Annotated in this window: 20 protein-coding genes; 9 read left to right on the plus strand and 11 right to left on the minus strand. The window is 61.3% G+C overall.

From position 1 onward, the window contains the following. Window positions 1–139: 139 nt before the first annotated feature. From HB393_RS01010 to hemC, 5 genes are all read left to right on the plus strand, one after another. Window positions 140–1,042: an SCO family protein gene (locus tag HB393_RS01010; RefSeq protein ID WP_213803284.1), complete on the plus strand. Its 903-nt coding sequence runs from the start codon at window positions 140–142 to the stop codon at window positions 1,040–1,042. A gap of 105 nt (window positions 1,043–1,147) precedes the next feature. After that, on the plus strand, window positions 1,148–1,963 hold the full coding sequence (gene ccsA, locus HB393_RS01015; RefSeq protein WP_213803285.1) for a cytochrome c biogenesis protein CcsA: 816 nt from the start codon (window positions 1,148–1,150) through the stop codon (window positions 1,961–1,963). Then, the gene (hemA, locus tag HB393_RS01020; protein WP_213803286.1) at window positions 1,960–3,216 is read left to right on the plus strand and encodes a glutamyl-tRNA reductase; all 1,257 of its coding nucleotides are present in this window, start codon (window positions 1,960–1,962) and stop codon (window positions 3,214–3,216) included. The genes ccsA and hemA overlap by 4 nt, the downstream gene beginning before the upstream one ends. Before the next feature lie 53 nt (window positions 3,217–3,269). Continuing rightward, window positions 3,270–5,342, plus strand: coding sequence for a M3 family metallopeptidase (locus HB393_RS01025; RefSeq protein WP_213803287.1), 2,073 nt, complete (start codon window positions 3,270–3,272; stop codon window positions 5,340–5,342). A 241-nt stretch (window positions 5,343–5,583) separates the two neighbouring features. Further along, window positions 5,584–6,576, plus strand: a complete 993-nt coding sequence (gene hemC, locus HB393_RS01030) for a hydroxymethylbilane synthase (protein WP_213803288.1) — start codon at window positions 5,584–5,586, stop codon at window positions 6,574–6,576. A gap of 95 nt (window positions 6,577–6,671) precedes the next feature. On the opposite strand, the gene HB393_RS01035 is transcribed toward hemC, so the two are convergent. Continuing rightward, window positions 6,672–7,994 (minus strand): carboxypeptidase regulatory-like domain-containing protein, encoded by a 1,323-nt coding sequence (locus HB393_RS01035; protein ID WP_345944998.1) that lies wholly within the window; start codon window positions 7,992–7,994, stop codon window positions 6,672–6,674. A gap of 66 nt (window positions 7,995–8,060) precedes the next feature. After that, complete coding sequence (locus HB393_RS01040) at window positions 8,061–8,843, minus strand: cytochrome c oxidase subunit 3 (RefSeq protein WP_213803289.1); 783 nt, start codon at window positions 8,841–8,843, stop codon at window positions 8,061–8,063. A gap of 157 nt (window positions 8,844–9,000) precedes the next feature. Between HB393_RS01040 and HB393_RS01045 the strand changes: the two genes are divergently transcribed. Then, entirely contained in the window at window positions 9,001–9,315 is a 315-nt protein-coding gene (locus HB393_RS01045; protein ID WP_213803290.1) for a hypothetical protein, read from the plus strand. Here the strand turns inward: HB393_RS01045 and pdxT are convergent. From pdxT to pdxS, 3 genes are all read right to left on the minus strand, one after another. Continuing rightward, window positions 9,312–9,914 carry a pyridoxal 5'-phosphate synthase glutaminase subunit PdxT gene (gene pdxT / locus HB393_RS01050; RefSeq protein ID WP_345944966.1) on the minus strand — a complete coding sequence of 201 codons (603 nt, stop codon included), beginning with the start codon at window positions 9,912–9,914 and terminating at the stop codon, window positions 9,312–9,314. The two genes, HB393_RS01045 and pdxT, sit on opposite strands and share 4 nt — an antisense overlap. Window positions 9,915–10,012: 98 nt before the next feature. Beyond that, the gene (locus HB393_RS01055) at window positions 10,013–10,696 is read right to left on the minus strand and encodes a lipid-binding SYLF domain-containing protein (protein WP_213803291.1); all 684 of its coding nucleotides are present in this window, start codon (window positions 10,694–10,696) and stop codon (window positions 10,013–10,015) included. A gap of 156 nt (window positions 10,697–10,852) precedes the next feature. Further along, complete coding sequence (pdxS, locus tag HB393_RS01060) at window positions 10,853–11,812, minus strand: pyridoxal 5'-phosphate synthase lyase subunit PdxS (protein WP_213803292.1); 960 nt, start codon at window positions 11,810–11,812, stop codon at window positions 10,853–10,855. Window positions 11,813–12,095: 283 nt separating this feature from the next. On the opposite strand from pdxS, the gene HB393_RS01065 reads away from it, so the two are divergent. Further along, entirely contained in the window at window positions 12,096–12,818 is a 723-nt protein-coding gene (locus tag HB393_RS01065) for a glycosyltransferase (RefSeq protein ID WP_213803293.1), read from the plus strand. Between the two features lie 436 nt (window positions 12,819–13,254). Here HB393_RS01065 and HB393_RS01070 read toward each other — a convergent pair whose 3' ends face one another. From HB393_RS01070 to HB393_RS01080, 3 genes are all read right to left on the minus strand, one after another. Then, window positions 13,255–13,764, minus strand: coding sequence for a PaaI family thioesterase (locus HB393_RS01070; RefSeq protein WP_213803294.1), 510 nt, complete (start codon window positions 13,762–13,764; stop codon window positions 13,255–13,257). Between the two features lie 66 nt (window positions 13,765–13,830). Further along, on the minus strand, window positions 13,831–15,210 hold the full coding sequence (locus HB393_RS25595) for a GGDEF domain-containing protein (RefSeq protein WP_213803295.1): 1,380 nt from the start codon (window positions 15,208–15,210) through the stop codon (window positions 13,831–13,833). Window positions 15,211–15,346: 136 nt separating this feature from the next. Further along, entirely contained in the window at window positions 15,347–17,734 is a 2,388-nt protein-coding gene (locus tag HB393_RS01080) for a RecQ family ATP-dependent DNA helicase (RefSeq protein ID WP_213803296.1), read from the minus strand. 170 nt (window positions 17,735–17,904) lie between these two features. Here HB393_RS01080 and HB393_RS01085 point away from each other — a divergent pair, with 170 nt between their 5' ends. Next, window positions 17,905–18,360 carry a rhodanese-like domain-containing protein gene (locus HB393_RS01085; RefSeq protein WP_213803297.1) on the plus strand — a complete coding sequence of 152 codons (456 nt, stop codon included), beginning with the start codon at window positions 17,905–17,907 and terminating at the stop codon, window positions 18,358–18,360. Between the two features lie 27 nt (window positions 18,361–18,387). On the opposite strand, the gene HB393_RS01090 is transcribed toward HB393_RS01085, so the two are convergent. Together HB393_RS01090 and hpt are read right to left on the minus strand one after the other, a co-directional pair. After that, entirely contained in the window at window positions 18,388–19,185 is a 798-nt protein-coding gene (locus HB393_RS01090) for an HAD family acid phosphatase (RefSeq protein WP_213803298.1), read from the minus strand. A 121-nt stretch (window positions 19,186–19,306) separates the two neighbouring features. Further along, on the minus strand, window positions 19,307–19,876 hold the full coding sequence (hpt, locus tag HB393_RS01095; protein ID WP_213803299.1) for a hypoxanthine phosphoribosyltransferase: 570 nt from the start codon (window positions 19,874–19,876) through the stop codon (window positions 19,307–19,309). Window positions 19,877–19,974: 98 nt separating this feature from the next. Here hpt and HB393_RS01100 point away from each other — a divergent pair, with 98 nt between their 5' ends. Continuing rightward, window positions 19,975–20,838 carry a prolipoprotein diacylglyceryl transferase family protein gene (locus HB393_RS01100; RefSeq protein WP_213803300.1) on the plus strand — a complete coding sequence of 288 codons (864 nt, stop codon included), beginning with the start codon at window positions 19,975–19,977 and terminating at the stop codon, window positions 20,836–20,838. Between the two features lie 68 nt (window positions 20,839–20,906). On the opposite strand, the gene aqpZ is transcribed toward HB393_RS01100, so the two are convergent. Then, window positions 20,907–21,635: an aquaporin Z gene (gene aqpZ, locus HB393_RS01105; protein ID WP_213803301.1), complete on the minus strand. Its 729-nt coding sequence runs from the start codon at window positions 21,633–21,635 to the stop codon at window positions 20,907–20,909. Window positions 21,636–21,711: the final 76 nt, after the last annotated feature.

A 21,711-nucleotide genomic window follows, 5' to 3' on the forward strand; every position in this document is an offset into this window, starting at 1 on the left:
CCCCGTTGGAAAATAAGGCCCTCGGATCCCGACGCCAATCAGACAACCGCTACGAAAGCACACCCGCCGAAAGCCCAGTTCATGCTCAGATTGGGGAAGACCCACAGCACCCGCTATCATCAGGAAAGGAGTCCAACCCGTGCCCCGTCAACTGTTCTTTGTACTTTCGTTTGTCTTGCTCCTCTCCGGCTGCCATTCCAGCAAACCTGCCCCCTCCCAGGATGCAACGCAGTCCTCAGGTCCCGTAAAGACCTATCCGATCCGCGGAAAAGTGGTCTCGACCACCGGAACGAGCATACTGCTCGACCACGAGGCCGTCCCCGGCTTCATGGAAGCTATGACCATGTCCTACAAGCTCAAGGATCCCTCGATCATCAGCGAGCTCCACCCCGGCGACCGCATCACCGCCACCCTCCTCGTCACCAAGGACCCGGACGGCTTCAACACCATTCTGCTCGACAAGATCGTCGTCATCGCCCAGTCCAAGCCCGACTACAAGCCTGCCGTCCAATACCACGTCCCGGAACCGGGAGACGTCGTTCCCGACTTTAAGCTCACCAACCAGGGCGCTCACCCCATCCACATCGCCCAATTCAAGGGCAGGGTACTGCTCATCACCTTCATCTACACCCGTTGCCCCCTGGCCGACTTCTGCCCCCGCATGAGCCGCAACTTCGCCGACGTCGACAAGGCCCTAGCAGTCGACCCGGCCCTCTACGCCAAGACCCACCTCCTCAGCATCAGCTTCGATCCTGCCTACGACACCCCCAAAGTCCTGCGCAGCTACGGGCAGGCCTACATCGGCCAGTCCGCCAAAGACGCCTTCGCTCACTGGGACTTCGCCGTCCCCCGGCAAGACGATCTCGCCACCCTGACGCAGTACTTCAACGTCGGCATCACCGCCGGCGACAGCCAAACCATCACCCACTCCCTCTCCACCATCCTGATCGGCAAAGACGGCAAGGTCGCCGCCTGGTACCCGGACAACGACTGGAAGCCAGCCGAAATGATCGCCCTGGTCAAAAAAGCCGCCATAGCCTAAGACCTCGCCTAGAGCCATATCTGCTCCAAAATAAATCGCTCTGACAGCCCTAACTCCATCATTCGATATACTGAAGTTTCGTGGCTACCTTGCGCGAACCCTAGTATGTCTCTCCTTTGGCTCAGAGTCGCGGTTCTCCTCTACGGCATCGCCGCTCTCGCGGTATTGCCCGCAGCTCTGTACGACCGCCCCCGCTGGCGGCATATCGCCATCCCCACCACCGTCGCCGCCGTCCTCTTCCACTTCGTCTCCCTCGCCGAGACCCTCAACGCCGCACACCACCTCCTGCCGGTCGAATCCCACGAGACCCTCTCCCTGCTGGCAATCCTTCTGGTGGCGGTATTTCTCGCCGTCTACGCCCGCTACCGAACGGTGGCCCTGGGCATCTTCGTCCTCCCCATCGCTTTCCTGCTCACGTTGGTTCCCGCCTTCCGCCGCGGCCAGGAGACTATTCTCCCCAACAACTCCGGCTGGATCTTCCTCCACATCGCGCTACTCCTCGCCGCCTACGCCGCTCTCTTCCTCTCCTTGGTCGCCAGCCTCCTGTACCTCATCCAGGAGCGCCGTATCAAGTCCAAACAGCCTGCCCTGCGCTTTCTTCCCATGCGCGAGACCCCTCTGGAGCTCCTCGACCAGATCGCCCTCAAGACCCTCCTCTTCGGCCTCCCCTGCATGACCGCCGGCCTTCTCATCGGCTCCGCCCTCGCCGAGCAGATCTACGGCCCCGCCTTCTTCGCCGACCCCAAGATCCTCCTGGCCTTCGCCATGTGGTTTGCGTACTGCACCATGATCTTCATCCGCCGCCACTCCGGTCTGCGCGGACGCCGTGCCGTCTACCTGTCGAGCTTTGTCTTCCTCGTCGTCCTCACCGTCTGGGCCGCAAACCAATTCTCCTCTGTCCACAGGTTCACCACCCCATGAGTGAATCCTCCAACGCGAGCCAGTTAGTTCTCCTCGGCATTAACCACAACACCGCCCCCGTCGATGTGCGCGAGCGTCTGGCCATCCCACCGGAGCGCCTCGCCGACGCCACCCGCACTCTGCTCCACCAGCCCGGCATCCGCGAAGGCCTCATCCTCTCCACCTGCAACCGCGTCGAGCTCCTCACCTTGCAGGAGAACGCCAGCACGCCACCCGACCTCCCGCGCTTCCTCCACGAGTACTTTTCCGTCACCCCTGCATCCCTCCAGCCCCACCTCTACGAGTTCCGCGAGCGGGAGGCCGTTCGCCATCTCTTCCGCGTCGCCTCCTCGCTCGACTCCATGGTCGTAGGCGAGCCCCAGATCCTCGGCCAGGTCAAAGAGTCCTACACCATCGCCCGCGAGGTAGGAGCCGTCCAGTCCAACCTCGAAGCCCTCCTGCAACGCACCTTCACGGTCGCCAAGAAGGTCCGCAGCGAGACCCAGATCGGCTCCAGCTCCGTCTCCATCGCCTCCGTAGCCGTCGACCTCGCCCGCAAGATCTTCGGCAGCCTGCAAGGCAAGACCATCCTCCTCGTAGGTGCCGGCAAGATGTCCGAACTCGCCGCCCGCCACCTCATCCAGCAGGGAGCCACCAGCATCCTGGTCGCGAACCGCACCCAGGAACGCGCCGCCGCCCTCGCCGCCGAATTTCTAAGTTCCTCCATCACCACCGCCGTCATCCCCTTCGACTCCCTCTACGAGCAGGCGGACCGAGCCGACATCGTCATCACCAGCACCGGAGCTCCCGAGAAGATCTTCGGCCGATCCCACGGCCAGCAATTCCTGCAGCGCCGCCGCAACCGTCCCATGTTCTTCATCGATATCGCCGTCCCCCGCGACGTCGATCCCCGCATGAACGAGGTCGAAGGCTGCTTCGTCTACGACATCGACGACCTCCAGCAGGTCGCCGCCTCCAACCTCGCCGACCGCAGCCGCGAAGCCGAGGCCGCCGAGTCTATCGTCAGCAGGGAAGTAGACAAATACCAGCAGCGCCTCCAGTCCCGCGACAACGTCCCCGCCATCCTCGCCCTCCAGCAGAACGCCGAGACCATCCGCGAGGCCGAACTCGCCCGCTCCGCCAAACGTCTCACCACCCTCACCCCCGAGCAGCGCGAAGCCGTCGAAGCCCTCACCCGCTCTCTCACTGCCAAGCTCCTCCACCCCCAGCTCACCGCTCTCCGCCGCTCCTCCACAACCAACGATCCCGAGTAGCCTCGAAGCCCCAGGCTCACCTGATCACCCCGGCCGGAAGTAAACTATTCGTAATGGCTACCTTCGTTACAAATCCGTCTTTATCTGACGCAGCTTCCCTTAGCCCAACCAATCCCTTCGCCACCCCCAGCACACTTCCATTCCAGGCTCCTCCCTTCGACAAGATCGAAGACGCCCACTACCTGCCTGCCATCGAAGCGGGCATGGCGCAGCAGCGCGCCGAGATCGACGCCATCGCCGACAGCCCCGCCGAGCCCACCTTCGAGAACACCCTCGTCGCCATGGAGCGGTCCGGCCTTCTCCTCACCCGAGTCTTGACCGCCTTCGGCGCAGTCACTGGAGCCAACACCAATCCCACCCTGCAGGACATCAAGACCCAGGTCTCTCCGCGTCTCGCCGCGCACCACGACGCGATCTACCTCAACGCGAACCTCTTTCAGCGCGTCTCCACCCTCTACCATCAGCGCCAGTCGCTCAATCTCGACCCCGAGTCCCTCCGTCTTCTGGAGACCTCCTACGACGGCTTCATCCACTCTGGCTCCAACCTCTCGGACGCCGATAAGACTCGCCTGAAGCAGCTCAACGAAGAGGCCTCCACCCTCTCCACCGCCTTCCTCACCAAAGTCCTGGCCGCTGCCAAGGAATCCCTCTTCGTAACTCAGGATCCGGCGGCTCTCGACGGGCTCAGCGAAGCTCAACTCGCCGCTGCTGCTGAACTCGCCAAATCCCGCAACCTCGAAGGCTGGGCTCTGCCTCTTCAGAACACTACGCAGCAACCCACCTTCGATAGCCTCACCAACCGCGAGACCCGCAAAGCCATCTTCGATCTATCCTGGTCCCGAACCCAGAGCGGCGGAGCCAACGATACCCTCGAAATCATCGCTCGCCTCGCCCAACTCCGCGCCGAGCGCGCCACCATCCTCGGCTTCCCGACCTTCGCCGCCTGGAAGCTTCACGACCAGATGGCTAAGACCCCCGAAGCCGCCCAGCACTTCCTCAGCGACCTCGTCAAAAAGGCTACTGCTCTCATCGCCGAAGAAGCCAAAGACCTCCAGGCTCTCATCGACTCGCAGGGCGGCGGCTTTCAGCTCCAGCCGTGGGACTGGAGCTTCTACGCCGAACAGCTCCGCAAGGCCCGCTTCGACCTCGACGAAGAGGCCATCAAGCCGTACTTCGAGCTCAACGCCGTCCTCGAAGACGGTGTCTTCTACGCTGCCAGCCAACTCTTCGGCATCACCTTCAAAGAGCGCCACGACATCCCCGTCTACCACCCCAGCGTCCGCGTCTTCGAGATCACTGACACCGACGGCCAGCCCCTATCGCTCTTCTACTCCGATCCCTTCAAGCGCGATAACAAGAACGGCGGAGCCTGGATGTCCTCGCTCGTCTCCCAGTCGCGCCTGCTCGGCACTCTGCCCGTCATCTACAACGTCGGTAACGTCCCTCCGCCTGCTCCCGGCCAACCCGCTCTCCTCACTCTCGACGAGGTCACCACCTTCTTTCACGAGTTCGGCCACGCGCTTCACGGCCTCCTCTCCAACGCGCAGTACCCCAGCCTCGCCGGTACCGCCGTCGCCCGCGACTTCGTAGAGTTCCCGTCGCAGTTCAACGAGTATTGGTCCACCTATCCGGCCGTCTTCGATCACTTCGCCAGGCACCACGCCACCGGCGAACCCATGCCCGCCGACCTCGCCGAAAAGATTCGCAAGGCGAAGGACTTTAACAAGGGCTATCACCTCACCGAGGTACTCGCCTCCTCGCTCATCGATATGCGTTGGCACACCCTCGCGCCGGATGCCCCCTTGCAGGACCCCAACGTCCTCGAAGCCGAAGCCCTCGCCCAAGCCGGCCTCAATCTCCCCTACGCCCGGCCCCGCTACCGCTCCACCTACTTCGCCCACATCTGGGGAGGTGGATATGCCGCCGGATATTATGCCTATCAGTGGGCCGAGACCCTCGAAAACGAAGCCATCGCCTGGTTCGAATCCCACGGTGGCCTCACCCGCGAAAACGGCGACCGCCTCCGTAACATGGTGCTCTCTCGCGGCAACACCGAAGACCTAGCCCAGATGTTCAGCAACTGGATCGGTACCCCTCCGGAAGCCAACCCCACCCCATCAGTCTGAATACGCCTCGAAGCAACAAAGAGCTGAACTCTATATGCGAATCTCAACCAAGAGATTCGGAAATATTTCAGACCACACAGAACAGACATATCTGCCGAACCTCCACCAACGTATCGTGATGGCTCATAAAAAATCGGTGTCATTAAAATCGGTGTCATCGGTCTGATCGGCGTTAAGCCTTCTTCCCCATGACCTCTTCTCATCATCTGCACCGCCATATCCCGTATCCTGAATGAAGACTATGTCCAGCGAACACAATAATCCCCGCAATCCCATCCGCATCGGCTCTCGAGGCTCCCAGTTAGCGCTCTGGCAGGCCAACCACATCCTCTACGCGCTTCGCGACGCCGGTTACCACGTCGAGCTCGAGATCATCCGCACCACCGGGGACCGCATGCAGCAGCCGGGGTTTGTAGTCCCACCCGGCGTCGACGGGAAAGGCATCTTCACCAAAGAGATCGAGGAAGCCCTGGAAGAGGGACGCATCGACATCGCCGTCCACTCCCTAAAAGATCTCCCCACCAGCCTCGCCCCGCAGTTCAGCCTCGCCGTCATCCCCAAGCGCGCCGATGCCCGGGACGTCTGGGTCTGTGAGCCCTACTGGGCCCTCCACACCCTCCCCTCCGGAGGACGCATCGGCACCACCAGCCCTCGCCGCCGCGCCCAGATCCTCGCCCTCCGCCCGGACGTCACTTTCGTCGAAATTCGCGGCAACATCGATACCCGGCTCAAGAAACTCGCCGACGGCAAATGTGACGCACTCGTCCTCGCTGCCGCCGGTCTCGACCGCCTCAAACGCACGGAATCCGTCCACCAGCGCTTTACCCCCGAAGAGATGTGTCCAGCCCCCGGTCAGGGTGCCCTCGCTCTCGAGATTCGCCACCCAGACTATCCAGTAGACGAAGACCGCGACGCTTACATCCGCAACGCCATCGCCTTCCTCGAGCACCCCTACACTCGCTTCTGCGTCGAAGCCGAGCGCACGACACTCGAAGCCCTCGGCGGAGGCTGTCAACTCCCCGTCGGAGTCTACTGCATGCCCGCCGATAACAAATGGCGTATGTACGCTCAGGTCGTCTCGCCCGACGGAGAGACCATGATTCAGATCGAAACCGAAGCCACCCTCGAAACCAGCTCCACCAGCCTAGGAGAGTGGATGGCAAAGGACCTGATCTCCAAGGGCGCCCTCAATCTGCTCCAGGAAGAGCAAGTCCAGGAAGGACAGTCTGAGTAGCCCCTTAAACGCGGCGCCTCCCACAGAGAGCTTAGTCCAAAGCTAAGCCCTGTTTCATGAAGAATTAAACCCAAAAAAGGGAGGGGAGGGGTGCCCTAGATTGTCTCCACACTCTCGGGAGTACGCGCCAGAGCACGCCGCAAAACAACCTCCAGCGCAGCCTTCTGCTCGAGGAACTCCGTCTCGGTCAGCTTGCCCTGCAACCTGTCGGTCTCCAACGCAAAGAGCTCATCCTTCAAAGCGCTAAGAAGCGTATTGCCTCCCACCGCAACGACCGGACTAGAAGCAGCAGCAACCGCTGGAACAACCGGCGCTCCTCCACCCTTCAGCAGAAATCCCGCCGCCGCAGCGAGGACCAATCCAAGTCCACCCAGGATCCACCACTTATACTTCGCCCACGGGTCGTTATTTCCCTCTGGATCGATCGGAGTGCCCAATCCACCTCCCGGACGAGTATCGGCCGCAGCCGCATTTGCCGAGTCAGCCGCCGCTCCACCGCCTGGTTGAGGTCCCGCTCCGCCAGCCGCTCCAGTCTGTGAATCCCGAGGCAACTGTCCACTTCCCGAAACCGTAAATTCAAGCGGCTGAGATGGCGAGACATTTCGCGCCACATACGTCTGTGCCGTCAGCTCCTCCGTCACCGCCGAGTAAGGCGACGAAGCTCCTGCCTTGAAGGTCATGCTCTTCGGCATCATCACCGCAATCGTATCCGTCGCCATCGCCGGCTTTGGAGAGAACGTAAAGCTGCCGCTGTAAGGCAGCTTATAGCTGATCTGGAACCGCGTCTCACCAGGCCGAACCGGAAACACAAAGGCATAGTGATTCGGATCGCCCAGCGGAACCGGAGCAGCCTGCACCGGCATTCCCCCAGGACTCAGAGCCGCCGATCCTTCCACCACCGCGCCCGGTGGGAGATAAAACTCAAAAGGCCGATCGCTCATCTGCGTCATCGGTGGAGTCGATTCGTTCTTCACGAAGAAGTTCTCTACAACCCGCAGCCCTTTCCCACTCTCGTCGGACTGGATGCGCATCACGTCGGCTTCGCCGGTAACGCCCTTCACCTTCTCCGCAGCGTTATAGACATCGACCTCCACCGACTCCGTCCCCGCCGGAGCTGGACGAAAGTAATTGGCCTTGTCATGCGTCACACGTACCAGATGGATCGCAGGATCCGGAACCTCCAGGGTGAAATGGCCCTTGGCGTCCGTCTTGGTCCGGCTCAACTCTTGCATGCCCTGCGCCAGGCGGATCAGGACCACGTCATCCCCTGCAGAAGGCTTGTTAGTCGTCTTGTTCGTCACCGTTCCAGTCAACGATTCGGCGAGCGCGAAGCCCGAGAGCACGGCAATGCACGCGGCAACCCTAAACAGAAAAGGGACAGGAGAGCTTTTAGCAGGGAGAAACGTAAAAGAGGTCACACTCAAGTCTAACCTCAAACCACCTCAAAAATGATTTTGGAAGTCTCTAACTGTTCTCCGTTGCGTTTACTGGAAGAAGGCAAGAAGAGTGAAGATAAAGAGCCAAAAGATACCCATGGAATGCCAGTACCAGGCCGAGCTGTCGACGAGGATCTGGCGAGTCTCCATCTGGCGGGAGAGATAGAGACCGGAGAGTGCAGCAATGAGGAAGCCCAAGCCGAGAAAGAGGTGGATTGCGTGGGTGTAGGTGATCAGATAGAAAAAGTGGCTGCTTTGGCTGGATGCAAAGAGGACGTGTTGTAGGGCGAGTTGCTGCCACGCGATGGTCTGTCCAGCCAGGAAGAGGCCACCCAAGATGATGGTCACGGCAAGCCACGGAATCGCGCGGCGTGAAGTCGGACGGCCGATCCCCAGCCATTCTTCCATCGCATGGGACTCCTCGAACATTCGGCGACGAGCTATCTCCATGGAGACCGAACTGAGGAACAGAAGAGCAGTGTTAAGCCAGAGAATAGGAGGAACGGTTGTAGGAAGCCAATCGTTGATGTAGCGGTTATACGCGTCGAAGTGGCCATTGGTCTGCGAGACGAAAAACACGGTCACCAGGGCGACGAAGAACATGAGATCGCCAGCCAGAGCGAAGAAGATGAGAACGCGATAACGTCCCAACCGTTCGCGTGGCCCTCGACGGCCCGCGGGACGATTGTTGAAGTTATCTCCGTCGCCTCCGCCTCCGGTACGCTTGTCCCGATTGTCGTTGGGCGGACGTCTACCGGAGCCGTGGTCGTATTCTTCTACGCGGCGTTTTTTGTCGCGTTCGGAGTCGATAGGCGTTATCGTTGCTGCCATTTCCGGAACCTTTCAGCGCGCGTTGAAGACAGATTACTCCCGTTTACGGTCGGTTGGTGGGTTTGATTGCTTCTGGACGAGAAAAGATTCGAGGCTGGGTCTCTCGGGTTGGAGAGGCCTGCTACGGACGGTCGGGGATGCTAGGCTAAAAGCTCTTATGAAGTTAAAAATAGCCGCTATTCGTTCGGGAACCGATCCGGTGGGAAAGCTGCCCAGTGGATCGTTTCCCAAGACTTTGGAGATGCAGTTGGGCTGTCCGAAGTGCGATGTGTCCTACAACCTGGTGGTGGATTGGGACCAGGCAGCAGATCGTTGGTTTCCCGAGAACTCGCAGCCGCTGATCCGTCTTTTGAAAAAGGCGATTTTCATGGGACACAGCACGGACCATCAGGTAACTCACTTCGAGACGGAAGGCGTCGTTGTGACCAGCTTCGCGGTTCCGAGGCCTGTGATAAGTTCCAGGCCGAATTAGCTCTTGCTCTCTCGAACCAGATCCAGAAAGAGCTTATGGATACGAGTGTCGTCAGAGAGCTCAGGATGGAAGGTCGCGGCAAGCAGGTGTCCGGAGCGGATGAGAACAGGGAAGCCATCGCGGGTGGCGAGAGTCTCGACCTTGGGGCCTGTGCGGGTGATACGAGGTGCGCGGATGAAGACCATCTCCAACGGACCGCCGGGAAGAGTGGTCTCGGATTTGAGGATGGTGGAGTCGATCTGACGTCCGTAGGCGTTGCGTTCTACGGTGATGTCCAGAGCAGCAAGGGACTTTTGGGCGGGATGCTCGACCTCGTTGGCTAGAAGTATCGCTCCAGCGCAGGTGCCGAAGGTCGGCGTCTTCGTTACAAACGATTTCAAGATCTCAAAGAAGTTGTTGCGCTCAAGGAATTTGAGCATCGTCGTGGACTCGCCGCCTGGCATGATGAGGCCGTCCACGGTCGACTTGCCGTCCGGACCGATGAGGTCTTCGGGGGTGCGTATGAGCTTGGGAGTGGCACCCAGGAGGCGCAGGCTTTGGGCGTGGGCCTCGTAGGCGCCTTGCAGTGCGAGAACTCCGATGGTCAGTGAAGTAGTCACGCTATTGATTCTATTGCATTGCGCTTACTTCCTGACTGCGACTCTCTTCCGTTCGGAGCAAGCGAGGAATCGAGTTCTCGCTTGCTCCGGCGATTCAGTTACTTCGAACTGGCGTGGAAGAGTTGATTGACTGTCGCAACGAAGTGTCTGGCGGACGGCTTCACGGGAACGCCACCGGTGAGGATGGTCTCGTGGGTTACATCCTTGCCGTAGTAGGCGCGGGTGTCGTCCTGATTCTGGTTGACGACGTCGCCAGTGAGGTCGATGCCGGCGAAGATACCCTTGCTACGCGAGTAGGAGAGGATTGCGGCGCGGGCAAGTTCGGTCGTGGAGGCCTGGGAGTTGCGGCCTACTGGACCAGCAGCGACGGCGATGTCTCCGCCGAGCTTAACCTTGTCCTTCAGGAGACGCTGGAAGCCATCCTTGTTGGTGGCGACGAGGACGAGATCGGTGGATTGACCACCTGCCTGCAGACCGAAGCTTGCGCCGGTTATCTGGATGAAGGCGGGAGCGCTCCAGCCGTGACCGGTGCGGCAGGAGACGACGCCTTGACCGTACTGTCCGCCGACGAGAAATGCACCCTTCTTGAAGCCGGGAATGACGGCGACGCAGGTGGCTTTGGCCGCGATGTCGTCCGGAATGCCCTTGTCCGGGGTTCCCATCAGTTCGTGAAGAACATCGTGTGCGGCTTCGATACGTTGATCGAGTTTTGCCTTGTCTGCTGCGGATGCAGCGACTGTCAAAGCTGCTGAGATGCAAACCACTTGAATAAACCTCTTCATCGAACTTCTCCCTTGAAGTGCCAAAAACTTTTTGTAATTGAGTCTGTTTGGTGCGATGCGTTGGTTGGCATTCGGAGTTGTGCCCGACATAAGGACAAAAGCAAAAGCCTCCCGAAAAGGAGGCTCTTTGCTTGGCTCTTCTTCGAATCTTTCGAACTACCAGCCGCGCGTTTGCATGAGGTGCTGCTCTTCGATCGCTGCTGCTGCGAGTCCCTTCATGGAGCCGATGACTGCTTCGCAGGCGTCGGCGACGATCTTCGGATCGTTGAAGTGAGTCGTGGCGATGACGATCGCCTTGGCGCGGGAGACGGCCTCTTCGCGCTCCAGAGGGTTGTTCTCGACGTCGAGCGGTGTGGCGCGCTCCTTCATGAAGATTCCGGAGCCGACGAAGACGCTCTCGGCGCCGAGCTGCATCATGAGAGCTGCGTCGGCGGGGGTGGCGATGCCGCCGGCGGAGAAGTTGGGGACGGGCAGCTTGCCGGCCTTGGCGACCATGCGGATGAGCTCGTAGGGCGCTCCGTGGACCTTGGCGGCGTTGTAGAGCTCTTCGTCGCCGAGGACGGTGAGGGCCTTGATCTCGCGGACGATCTGGCGCATGTGCTGAACCGCGTGGACTACGTCGCCGGTGCCGGGCTCGCCCTTGGTGCGGATCATCGCCGCGCCTTCGGCGATGCGGCGGAGAGCTTCACCGAGGTTGCGGGCTCCGCAGACGAACGGGGTGGTGAAGGCGTGCTTGTCGATGTGGTAGACCTCATCGGCGGGAGTGAGGACCTCGGACTCGTCGATGAAGTCGACGCCGAGGGTCTGGAGGACCTGTGCTTCGGCGAAGTGGCCGATGCGGGCCTTGGCCATGACGGGGATGGAGACGGCGCTGATGATCTGCTTGATGAGCTTGGGATTCGCCATGCGGGCGACTCCGCCTTCGGCGCGGATCATGGCGGGAACGCGCTCGAGGGCCATGACGGAGATGGCTCCGGCTTCCTCTGCGATGCGAGCCTGCTCTACGTTCATGACGTCCATGATGACGCCGCCTTTGAGCATCTCGGCGAGTCCGGTTTTGAGGCGCAGGGTGGTCGATCCGAAGTTTCCGTTGCCGTTGTGGGTGTGGTCTGCCATGAAGTTCTCCTTACGCTGAATGGGACGCTGTTTTTGGACAGCTGCCCGGCGGCCTCGGGGGATTGCAATAGTGTTACAAAATTGTGTCCGCGAGACTTTTTAGTTTAGCAGTTTTGTCACATTGACGAAGAGAGTTCCCGTATCTGTTGACTGCAATGATTCGACCGACGTGGTTTCACGGAGAATTCAACGAAAATTCTTCGCCAGTCAGCGTTCTGAGACCATTCTGGCCAGAGGGCGGCGTGGTCTGGACCGGGCCGGATGATCCAAGCAAGGAGGATCGATGCAGGACGAGCTAACGATTGTGATTCCCGCAAAGAACGAGGTAACGATGTTGCCGAGGCTGTTGGCGTCGTTGTGCCGGCAGGACTGCGAGGGGATGCGGCGGACCCGGGTGCTGGTGGCGGATGCGGGCTCGACGGACGGAACGGTGGAGGTCGCGCTGACCTTTCGGGACCGGCTGGCGGTGGAGGTGATCCCGGGAGGACTGCCGTCGGTGGGGCGGAACGCCGGGGCGAGGATGGCTACGACGCGCTATGTGCTCTTCCTGGACGCGGATGTGGAGCTGACGGAGCCTACGCTGCTGCGGCGGGCGCTGTGGACGATGCGGCGGCGGGAGTTGCATCTGGCTACGACGAATATTGCTTGCCGGCATGGGGGATTCTTTGACGACATGCTGTATGCGGGCAACAACTTCATGCAGTATGTCGGGTCGTTCCTGAAGCCTTTTGCGACGGGAATGTTCATGCTGTTTGAGCGCGAGGTCTTCTGGAAGCTGGGCGGATTCAACGAGAGAGCCCTGTTCGCGGAGGATTATCTGCTCTCCAAAGGAGTGGCGACGAGCCGGTTCCGCATCGTGAAGGGGAAGGTGCTGACCACGAACCGGCGATTCCGGAAGCTGGGGCATGGCCGGATGGTGTGGATGTTCTTCCAGACGATGCTGCATAGCTGGGATGACGAGTACTTCCTGCGGGACCGAGGGTATTGGGGAGAGGCTGAGGTTTAGGACGGCTTAACACCGATCTTCACCGATGCCGCCGATTTGGTTGTGGCCCTTCTGAGAGGCCTACCCCCTCCCCCCGGGTTTTTGCGCAAAGTCTTCCTTTGATTGGGTTTGGTGGGGGACTCGCCTTGGGTCTTCCTTGCGCCTCTTTCGCGGATGAGCGTGAACGATGTGGCGTTCGTTCGGCTGCGGGTTTGATTGGCAAAGAACCTACAAAGCTTGTGTCTGCCGCGCTGAGCGGCGTTTCTGGATGCTTTCGCTTCCAGATCTTCTATTTCTATTTTAACGGTTTGACCATAACTTAAGTGCCACTTGGATCTTTCTGATTTTGGGTGAGTTAGGTGCTTTGGGGGCTTGACATTGTGTTTTCCTGGGATTTTGTGGGTTGATCGTGTAAGTGGCTGTCTGGTTTGGGTTATCGCGCTTAGAGGGTTGGTGTTTATGGGGTGGGGGTTTTTGGTGCGGTTAGGCCTGCTTCGGTTAGATGTTTTTCGCTCAAGGCGATGAAGAGGCCTTTGCCTCTGGCCAGGACGATTCCGTCGGGGAGCAGGAGTTCGGCCTGATGGAAGAGTTTGCGGCCGGGTGAACCTTTGGGGGTCTGGGGGCGGGAGAGGTGGGTTGCGACCAGAAGCAGGGGCTGGTGGAGGGGGGCGGGGCGAAGGTAATCGACCTCCATGTGGCGGGTCATGGCGAGGACGCGGAGCGGGCGGTTCAGTTTGCTCATGGCCTCGTCCAGAAGGGTGGCGACGATGCCGCCGTGGATGTATCCGGGGGGACCCTCGTGGAGGCGGGTGAGTTGGACCTGCGCGGTGGCGGTGCAGGCCTTGGCGTCGATGATGAAGTCGAGGTGCAGGCCCTGGGGGTTTGCGGGGCCGCAGCCGAAGCAATGGCCGGCGCGTTCGTCGATGGTGTGATCGGGAGGAAGTAAAGGCGAATCAGAGAGAGGCATGAACCGGTGTCTTTGGGGGCGATCTTTGCTTTGTGGGCTAAGGGGCTTTGAGTGCTAAGGGAGAGATTACTTCTTCTTCAGGCGTTTTTCTTCGTACATGATTTTATCGGCCCGGCCCAGCATGTGTTCGAAGGACTCGGCGGCGTCGAGGCGCGTGACGTAGCCATGGCTGAAGCTGATGCTGTACTCGCGGCCTGGAGCGGTGTTGGCGGCGGCGACGGCGAGCTGAAGCCGTTCGACGACGATCTCCATTCCGTCGGTGCTGCCTTCTCCCGCTACGACGAACTCATCGCCGCCGATGCGGCCGATAACGTCCACCTCGCGGAAGACGAGGGTGAGCAGCTTGGCGACGGTCTGCAGGACCTCTGAGCCGACGTCGTGGCCGAAGGTGTCGTTGATGGGCTTGAGACGATCGAGGTCGAGGTAGAGCACGGAGAAGGGCTTGGAGGCGCGACGGGCGAGGCGCATGGCCTGCTCGCCGAGGACGTAAAAGCCGCGGCGGTTGTAGAGGCCGGTGAGCTCGTCGCGTAGGGAGAGGTCGCGGATGGCGCTCTCCAGGCTATCGATGCGCCACGCGACCATGAGGGTGAAGCCCACGATGAAGATGGAGAGAGCCGAGGTGGCGATGGCGTTTGCGTATTGCGGTCCGATGATGCGGAGGTAGACAGAGCCGGCGCGGACCATCTCCAACAGGAAGGGCAGGATGATGGCGAAGGGCATGGCGAGGCGGGCGGTTTTGCCGCCGATGCCTAAGCTCAGCAGGACAGAGTGGAAGCCGTACTCGGCGCGGCGGGTATAGGCGACCAGGGTGAGGAGACAGAGGGCGAAGAGGGTTTGAGGCGAGGTGCGGTTCTGCATGGAGACGCCGAAGAGATGGATGGCGCCGAAGAGGTAGCCGGAGAGGATGGTCAACGTCATCAGGCCTAGCAGGAGCACGGCGATGTCGGCGACGTGAGAGAGCAGGCGCTTGCGAACGCGCAGCAGCAGCATGACGACGCCGAGAAACGTCAATGCCGCGGCGGTCTGGGGAGACATTCGTCCGGGGTGTGTTGCGTAGAAGTCGAGGTCGAGGATTTGGTTGAATCGCCCTAGCTTGAGAGCGTTGTTGGAGGCGTATTCCAGGAAGATGGTGAATGCGGTGATCAGGACGATCAGAGCGAGGATGCGGCTGGCGCGAAGCTCGGCAGGGGAGCGCTTGGGCTGGGAGAGGACCAGGCTGAGGACGCTCAGCAGCATGGCCAGTGCTGTGTTGGGGCGCATCAGACTCCAGCCTTCGGGGAAGAGGGCGGCGAGTGCAGGGCTGAGCCAGGCGACGAGGATGGTGATGGAGATTACACCGACCAGCAGCAGATAGATGCGCTGCATGCGTGCCAGTGGATCGAGCAGATGGGGGTCGGGATGGCTGGAGGCCAGAAGAACGGGGGGGCTGGGGATCTGGGATGCCACCACGGTTCAATCTCCGTTCAGGAACCAGAGTTACGTATCACCAGTACATCGCTGAGTTCGGTGTCAGTTCGATCATAGGCCGAGGGTTAGAGAATGGCTGATCTTTTTTATACGGCTTTGTGCGAGTCGATGGGGATCAGGTATTGCAGACGGCCAGGATGCTGGCTCCGTATTTTTCCAGTTTGTCCGGACCGATGCCGGCGATGGTGCGGAGCTGATCGAGCGTGCGGGGGTGTTGCAGGACCACGCTGCGCAAGGTGGAGGAGCCGCAGACGAAGAACTGTGGCAGACCGAGGCGTTCGGCTTCGACTTTGCGCCAGTCGCGGAGGCGGCGATCGAGATCCTGTTGGTCGGGGGTGAGGGATTCGTTGGAGTCGGGGGTGGTTTGAGCTGGACGGTGGAGGGCCTCGGAGGGCCGGGTGTTGGGAAGGCTGGCCTGTTTCGCGCGGGAGGGTGCAGCTTTAGGAGATGGTGTGGAGACAGCGGGCGCGCCGTACTCGCCAGGGACGGGCTGCGTGTTGCAGAGGGCCAGGATCGCCGCGCCGTAGCGGTCGGCTTTTTCGGGGCCGATGCCGGAGATCTGAAGAAGATCGGGAATGCGGGTGGGACGGGCTACGACGATGGAGTGGAGGATGGCGTCGGAGAAGACGATGAAGGCAGGTTTGCCGGTCTTTGCGGCTTCGGCTTTGCGCCACTCGCGGATACGGGATTCGAGTTCGGTCTGCGCGGGCGTGAAGGAAGATTTGTCGGCTTCCATGGAGGCCTTGCGTGGGCTGGGGGATTTGGTGGAGCGCGATTTGGATTTCGAGTCCGGGCTAGAGGTGCTGTCGCGGAGGAGGATGGGCAGGTCGGCGGACTCGTCGCGGTTGCGTCCCTCGTGGGTGAGGGAGGCCTTCTTGTAGGAGATGACGTTGCCTTCAGGGTTGGTGAAGGTGTCGGCGTTGAGGGTGATGAGGCCGGAGCGGGTGAGTGCGTCGAGGTAGGCTTCGAACTGGCTGCGGTCGATTCCGAGGGCGAGGTCGGAGTGGAGCTTTCCGGTGGCGCGGGAGGAGCCGCCGTCGAGGGCGCGGAGGATGGTGTTGAGTTGGCGGGTCTCTTGCTGGTTGGGAGCGCGGAAGGGCTGGGCGGTGGCGCGCTCGGGGGAGCAGAAGTCACAGTTGCCGCAAGGGCGGAGGCCGTCGGCGGTGTCACCAAAGTGCTGGATGAGGGCGGACATGCGGCACTGGGCGGACTCGGTGTAGGCGACCATGCGGTCGATCTGGGAGCGGCGGAAGTTTAGCTGGGCGTCGTAGCCGGAGCGCCATTGGGCGTTTCCGGTGCTGCGGACGAGGCCTTCGAAGTCGATGGCAGCGGCTCCCTGGGAGGCGAGCTTTTCGACGGCGCGGTCGAAGGTGGCGGCGTCCATCCTGAGGCGCTGGCGGAGGAGATCCGGCATCTGGAACTCGGGAGTGAGGACGGAGGAGACGCGGGCGAGCTCGGTGGCGGCGGGGTAGTCGCGCTCGAGGAAGAAGTCGTGCATCTTGCGGTCGGCGAAGGAGTGGAGGAGGACGGTGCGGGAGGGCTGGCCGTCGCGTCCGGCGCGGCCGATCTCCTGGTAGTAGGCCTCGACGGAGCCGGGGAGCGCGATGTGGACGACGGTGCGGACGTCGGCTTTGTCTATGCCCATGCCGAAGGCGATGGTGGCGACGACGACCTCGAGCTTGCCGGTCTGGAAGCTATGCTGGACGCGCTCGCGGACGGTGGCCTCCAGACCGGCGTGGTAGGCGGCGGCCTTGCCTCCCAGCATGGAGGCGAGCTCTTCGGCGGATTTGCGGGAGGGGGCGTAGACGATGGCGGGACGGTTCTCGGGGCGGCTGAGGAGATCGGCGGTGAACTTGTTGCGGCGGGGCTTGGAGAGCTCGACGACCTCGATGGCGAGGTTGTGGCGGCGAAAGCCGTGGATGAAGAGAGCGGGATCGGAGAGCTGAAGCTGGGCTACGATGTCGCGCTGGACGGTGGGGGTGGCGGTGGCGGTGAGGGCGAGGATGGGAGCGGGCCGGAGGGAGGGGAGGTAGTCGCCGAGGGTTCGGTAGTCGGGGCGAAAGTCGTGACCCCAGGCAGAGATGCAGTGGGCTTCGTCGATGGCGATGAGAGCGGGCTTCTTTTTGGCGAGCATCTCGGGGAAGCCGGGGACGCGCATTCGCTCGGGAGCGATGAAGAGGAACTGCAAGGTGCCGTCGAGGTAGTCGCGGCAGGCCTGGCGGGCCTCTTCGCGGGAGAGGCCGGAGTGTATGCGGGCGACGCGTAGGCCGAGGTGGGAGAGCTTGGAGGCCTGGTCGTCCATGAGGGCGATGAGGGGGGAGATGACCAGGGCGGTGCCGCCGCGGGCGATGGCGGGGAGCTGGTAGCAGAGGGACTTTCCCGCACCGGTGGGCATGACGAGGAGGACGTCGCGGCCGTCGGTGGCGGCGCGGCAGACGGCCTCCTGATTGGCGCGAAAGCCGGGGTGACCGAAGGTCTGGTGGAGGAGGGTTTCGAGGTTCATGCGACTGGTTCAGTTTCGCATATTGTTCGTTTCGGGACGAGGAAGAGTGAAGTAGTGAGTTGGATTCACTGTTCGGTTCGCAAAAGAATTTATTCTCGGAGTGGAAGCCTGATCCGGAATCTTCCGAGGGGTCTTGTCAATCTCATCAACAAAGATTCATGGAGGTGTGAATGACGGAGATTGTGATTTGCGCTGTCGCTCTGGGTCTCCTGGGGCTGGTGATTTTTCTGGTGAGGTCGAAGCGTGTGCGGGAGAGGCGCGAGTTGGAGGAACATAGCATCGCGCCCGAGGCGCTACATGATCTGCTTGAGGCGAAGGAGGATGTCATCGTGCTCGATGTGCGGCAGCCGCTCGATCTGCTGGCTCACTCGGAGATTATTCCGGGTGCGAGGCGGATCGCTCCCAAGGAGGTGATGGAGGAGGTTCGATCCATTCCGAGAGATCAGGAGACGGTGGTCTATTGCACCTGTCCGGCGCAGAAGACCAGCCGTGAGGTGCTGCAGAAGGCGTTGGCGATGGGCTTCACGCGTATCCGCTTTTTAGAGGGCGGACTGGCGGCGTGGAAGGCGAAGGGCTTTCCTGTGAAGCGGTACGACGAGGCGTTTCATCTGGATACTGCGAGCTGACCTTGCCTGCCTGGCGTGCGTTGGGCTCTACGGTAGATAGTAGTAGGCGTTGGGGAGTTTTACGCTGATCTCGGCTTTGTATGGGCCGTTGAGGTCGCTCCACTGGTCGCCCATGTTGAGGATGATTCGGTAGCCCTGGGCTGTAATGCGGGCGCGGGCGTTGGACTTGTACTCGGTGGTCGGCGTGGTCTTTTCGGAGTCCTGGCGGAGGATGAGGTCTTTCCAGCCTTTATAGCCGGCGGTCTCGAGATTTTTTGCTGTGGCCTCGGTCTGCTCGTGGGCGCGGCCGGTGAGGAAGAAGACTTCGACGCCGAGGGCGCGGGCGTGGTTGAAGAGGCGCAGAGTTCCGGGGATGGGGATCGAGGCTTGAGGAGAGACGATCCACTGGTTGAACATGCTGGCGACGAAGCCGTAGTCCTCGCGCTTCTCCTCGCAGTAGGAGCTGAGGGAGGTCTCGTCGATGTCCAGGACGAGGGCAAGTTTTGGTTGGCCTTTGTGGGTGGCTGCAAGGCGGGTGAGATGCTCGTCGGCGCGGCGGATCTGGGCGTCGAGGTCGGCCCAGTAGCAGCCGTTGGAGCCGATGCAGTCGGTGTAGTCGGCGAGGCGGAAGCGCTCGATGCCGAAGTTGGGAATGGGCTCGGCGGAGATGAGGAAGGATGGGTCGGCGGAGGCGGCAGAGGCTACCGCTTGAAGTGCTGCTGGAGTGGGGCGCGGCCGGGCGGGCGAAGCTGCGGCTCCGGGAGGCAGAGGGCAAGACGGCGGCTGGTTTTGGGGGAAGGCGTCGTGCGCTAAGAGCAGGGTGAGAAGGAATGCTGCAGTTTTCACGAGAGCGGTCTCCGTTCTTTGAATTCCTGGTGGAACTATTTAGAACAGAAAACACAATCCAAAGATAGGTATTCCGCGGCACAGCCTGTGGGGAGGTAGGGACTGTGCCGGTTGCTGGCTCTTAGTGGCCGACGGCCTCGTCGGGGAAGAGGCGGATGTCGTCTACGCCGCGGTAGCGCTCGGCGTAGTCCATGCCGTAGCCGATGACGAACTGATTGGGGATCTTGAAGGCGACGTAGTCGGCTTCGATGGGGACGAGACGGCGGGCGGGCTTGTCGAGGCAGGTGGCGATCTTGAGGGAGGCGGGCTTGTGCTGAAGCATGAGGCCGCGGAGGTAGCTGAGGGTGAGGCCGGTGTCCAGGATGTCCTCGACGATGATGACGTGCTTGCCTTCGATGGGGTTGTCGATATCCTTGATGAGCTTGACGGCGCCGGAGGAGACGCGGGCGCGGCCGTAGCTGGAGACGGCGACGAAGTCGAAGGTGTTATCAACCTGGATAGCGCGGGCGAGGTCGGCGAGGAAGATGGCTGCGCCTTTGAGGACTCCGATGAGGACGATGGACTGGCCTGCGTAGTCGGCTGTGATCTGGGCGCCGATCTCTCGGGTGCGTTCGGCGATCTGTTCTTTGGTGAAGAGAATCTCCATGGTGGAGGGGGGCGGGAAGGTGAGCTCGGGCGTGCTGGTGGCCATAAAGAAAAGGTTAGCGCGAATAGGGGGTTGAGGGGAAGTCGTTAGAGTAGTCCGGGGGATGCCGGGATGCCCGGCTATACTTGGAAGAAGCGAGGATTATGTATCCCTATATCGATATCGGCCCATTGCATCTGGGTACGTTTGGTTTGTTTCTGTGGCTGGCTGCGGTCGCAGGAACGGTTGTGCTGCACAGGAACTTCGTAAGAAACGGAGTGGACGCCGATGCGCTGAATGTGGTCGCGCTGGTGGTGATCTCCGGGGTGATCGGAGCGAAGGCCTGGCATGAGCTGCAGGATGTTCCTGAGCTGCGGGCGGCGATCCGGCTGATTGCGGCGCCGGGGTTGAAGCATCCCCTGGATGTGCTGACGAGCTTTCTGCATTGGTTCCAGGCGGGTTTCGCCTGGTTTGGCGGAATGCTGGCCGGAATCGCCATGCTGATGTGGCAGGGACGCAATGCGCGTTTCAAGGGCCCAAAACAGGAGACAACCGGAGTGCGGGTGGGTGCGCTGCGGATGCTGGATCTGGCGGCTCCGGCGACGGCGGTCGGGTATGGTGTTGGGCGGATCGGATGCTTGACCAGCGGAGACGGAGACTACGGCATCAAGACGACGCTGCCGTGGGGTGTGCATATGGCAAAGAACGCCCTGGTGCCGACGCCAGACCTGGTGCAGCCTACTCCGATCTATGAACTGTTATTTTCGCTGGTGGTGTTCTGGGTGCTCTGGAAGCTGGCGGAGAAGCATAAGCCGGTGGGCTGGATCACAGGACTTTACCTGGTGTTGAGCGGGCTGGGACGTTTTCTGGTGGAGTTTGTGCGGCTGAACCCGAGGCTCTACTGGGGCATGAGCAATGCGCAGGTGGCTGCGTTGGGATCGGTGATTGTGGGGATTCTGCTGGTTGCGGCGGCATCCGCGAAGAGAGTGCAGTGGGCTCCTGAGCTGGCAGCGGATTCGGGCAGATAGCGCTTCCGTCCATTACGAAACAGGGAAGAGTCCGTTCGCGATGACTGCGAACGGACTCTTTTTTCGCGCTAATCCTTTGACATCGCTTCGCGTATGGGTGGTTGTGGAGCACGGAAGAGAGTGTCGGAGATAAGGCCGCCGATGATGGCTCCCAGGATGGGTGCGGCCCAGAAGAGCCAGAGCTGGTTAAGGGCCCAACCACCCACGAAGATCGCGGGGCCGGTGCTGCGGGCGGGATTCACAGAGGTATTGGTGACGGGGATGCTGATGAGGTGGATCAGCGTGAGGCAGAGACCGATGGAGATGGGTGCGAAGCCTTTTGGGGCACGCTCATCGGTTGAGCCCAGGATGACGAGCAGAAAGAAAGCGGTGAGGACGACCTCGATGAGGAAGCAGGCGAGGAGGGAGTAGCCGCCGGGGGAGTGATCGGCGTAGCCGTTCGAGGCGAAGCCACCGGCGAGTGAGAAGCCGGGCTTGCCGTTGGCGATGAGGTAGAGGACGCCGGAGGCAGCGACGGCGCCGAGGACCTGGGCGGCGATATAGGCGGGCAGGTCGGAGATGGGGAAGCGTTTGCCGACGACGAGACCGACTGAGACGGCAGGATTGAGATGACAGCCGGAGACGTGTCCGATGGCGAAGGCCATGGTGAGCACGGTCAGTCCGAAGGCGAGGGAGACGCCGGCGAAGCCGATGCCAAGGGCGGGAAATGCCGCGGCGAGGACTGCGGACCCGCAGCCTCCGAAGACGAGCCAGAAGGTACCGAAGAACTCAGCTGCTGCACGTTTGGAGAGATGCAAGGAGAGCCTCTTTCAGTCTGGATCTTTCCCTCGCCGACGGGGTCATGCGCGTGCGGAGAATGGGATTTCCAAACGG

The organism is Granulicella sp. dw_53 (assembly GCF_018449545.1).
Classification (GTDB): Bacteria; Acidobacteriota; Terriglobia; order Terriglobales; family Acidobacteriaceae; genus Edaphobacter.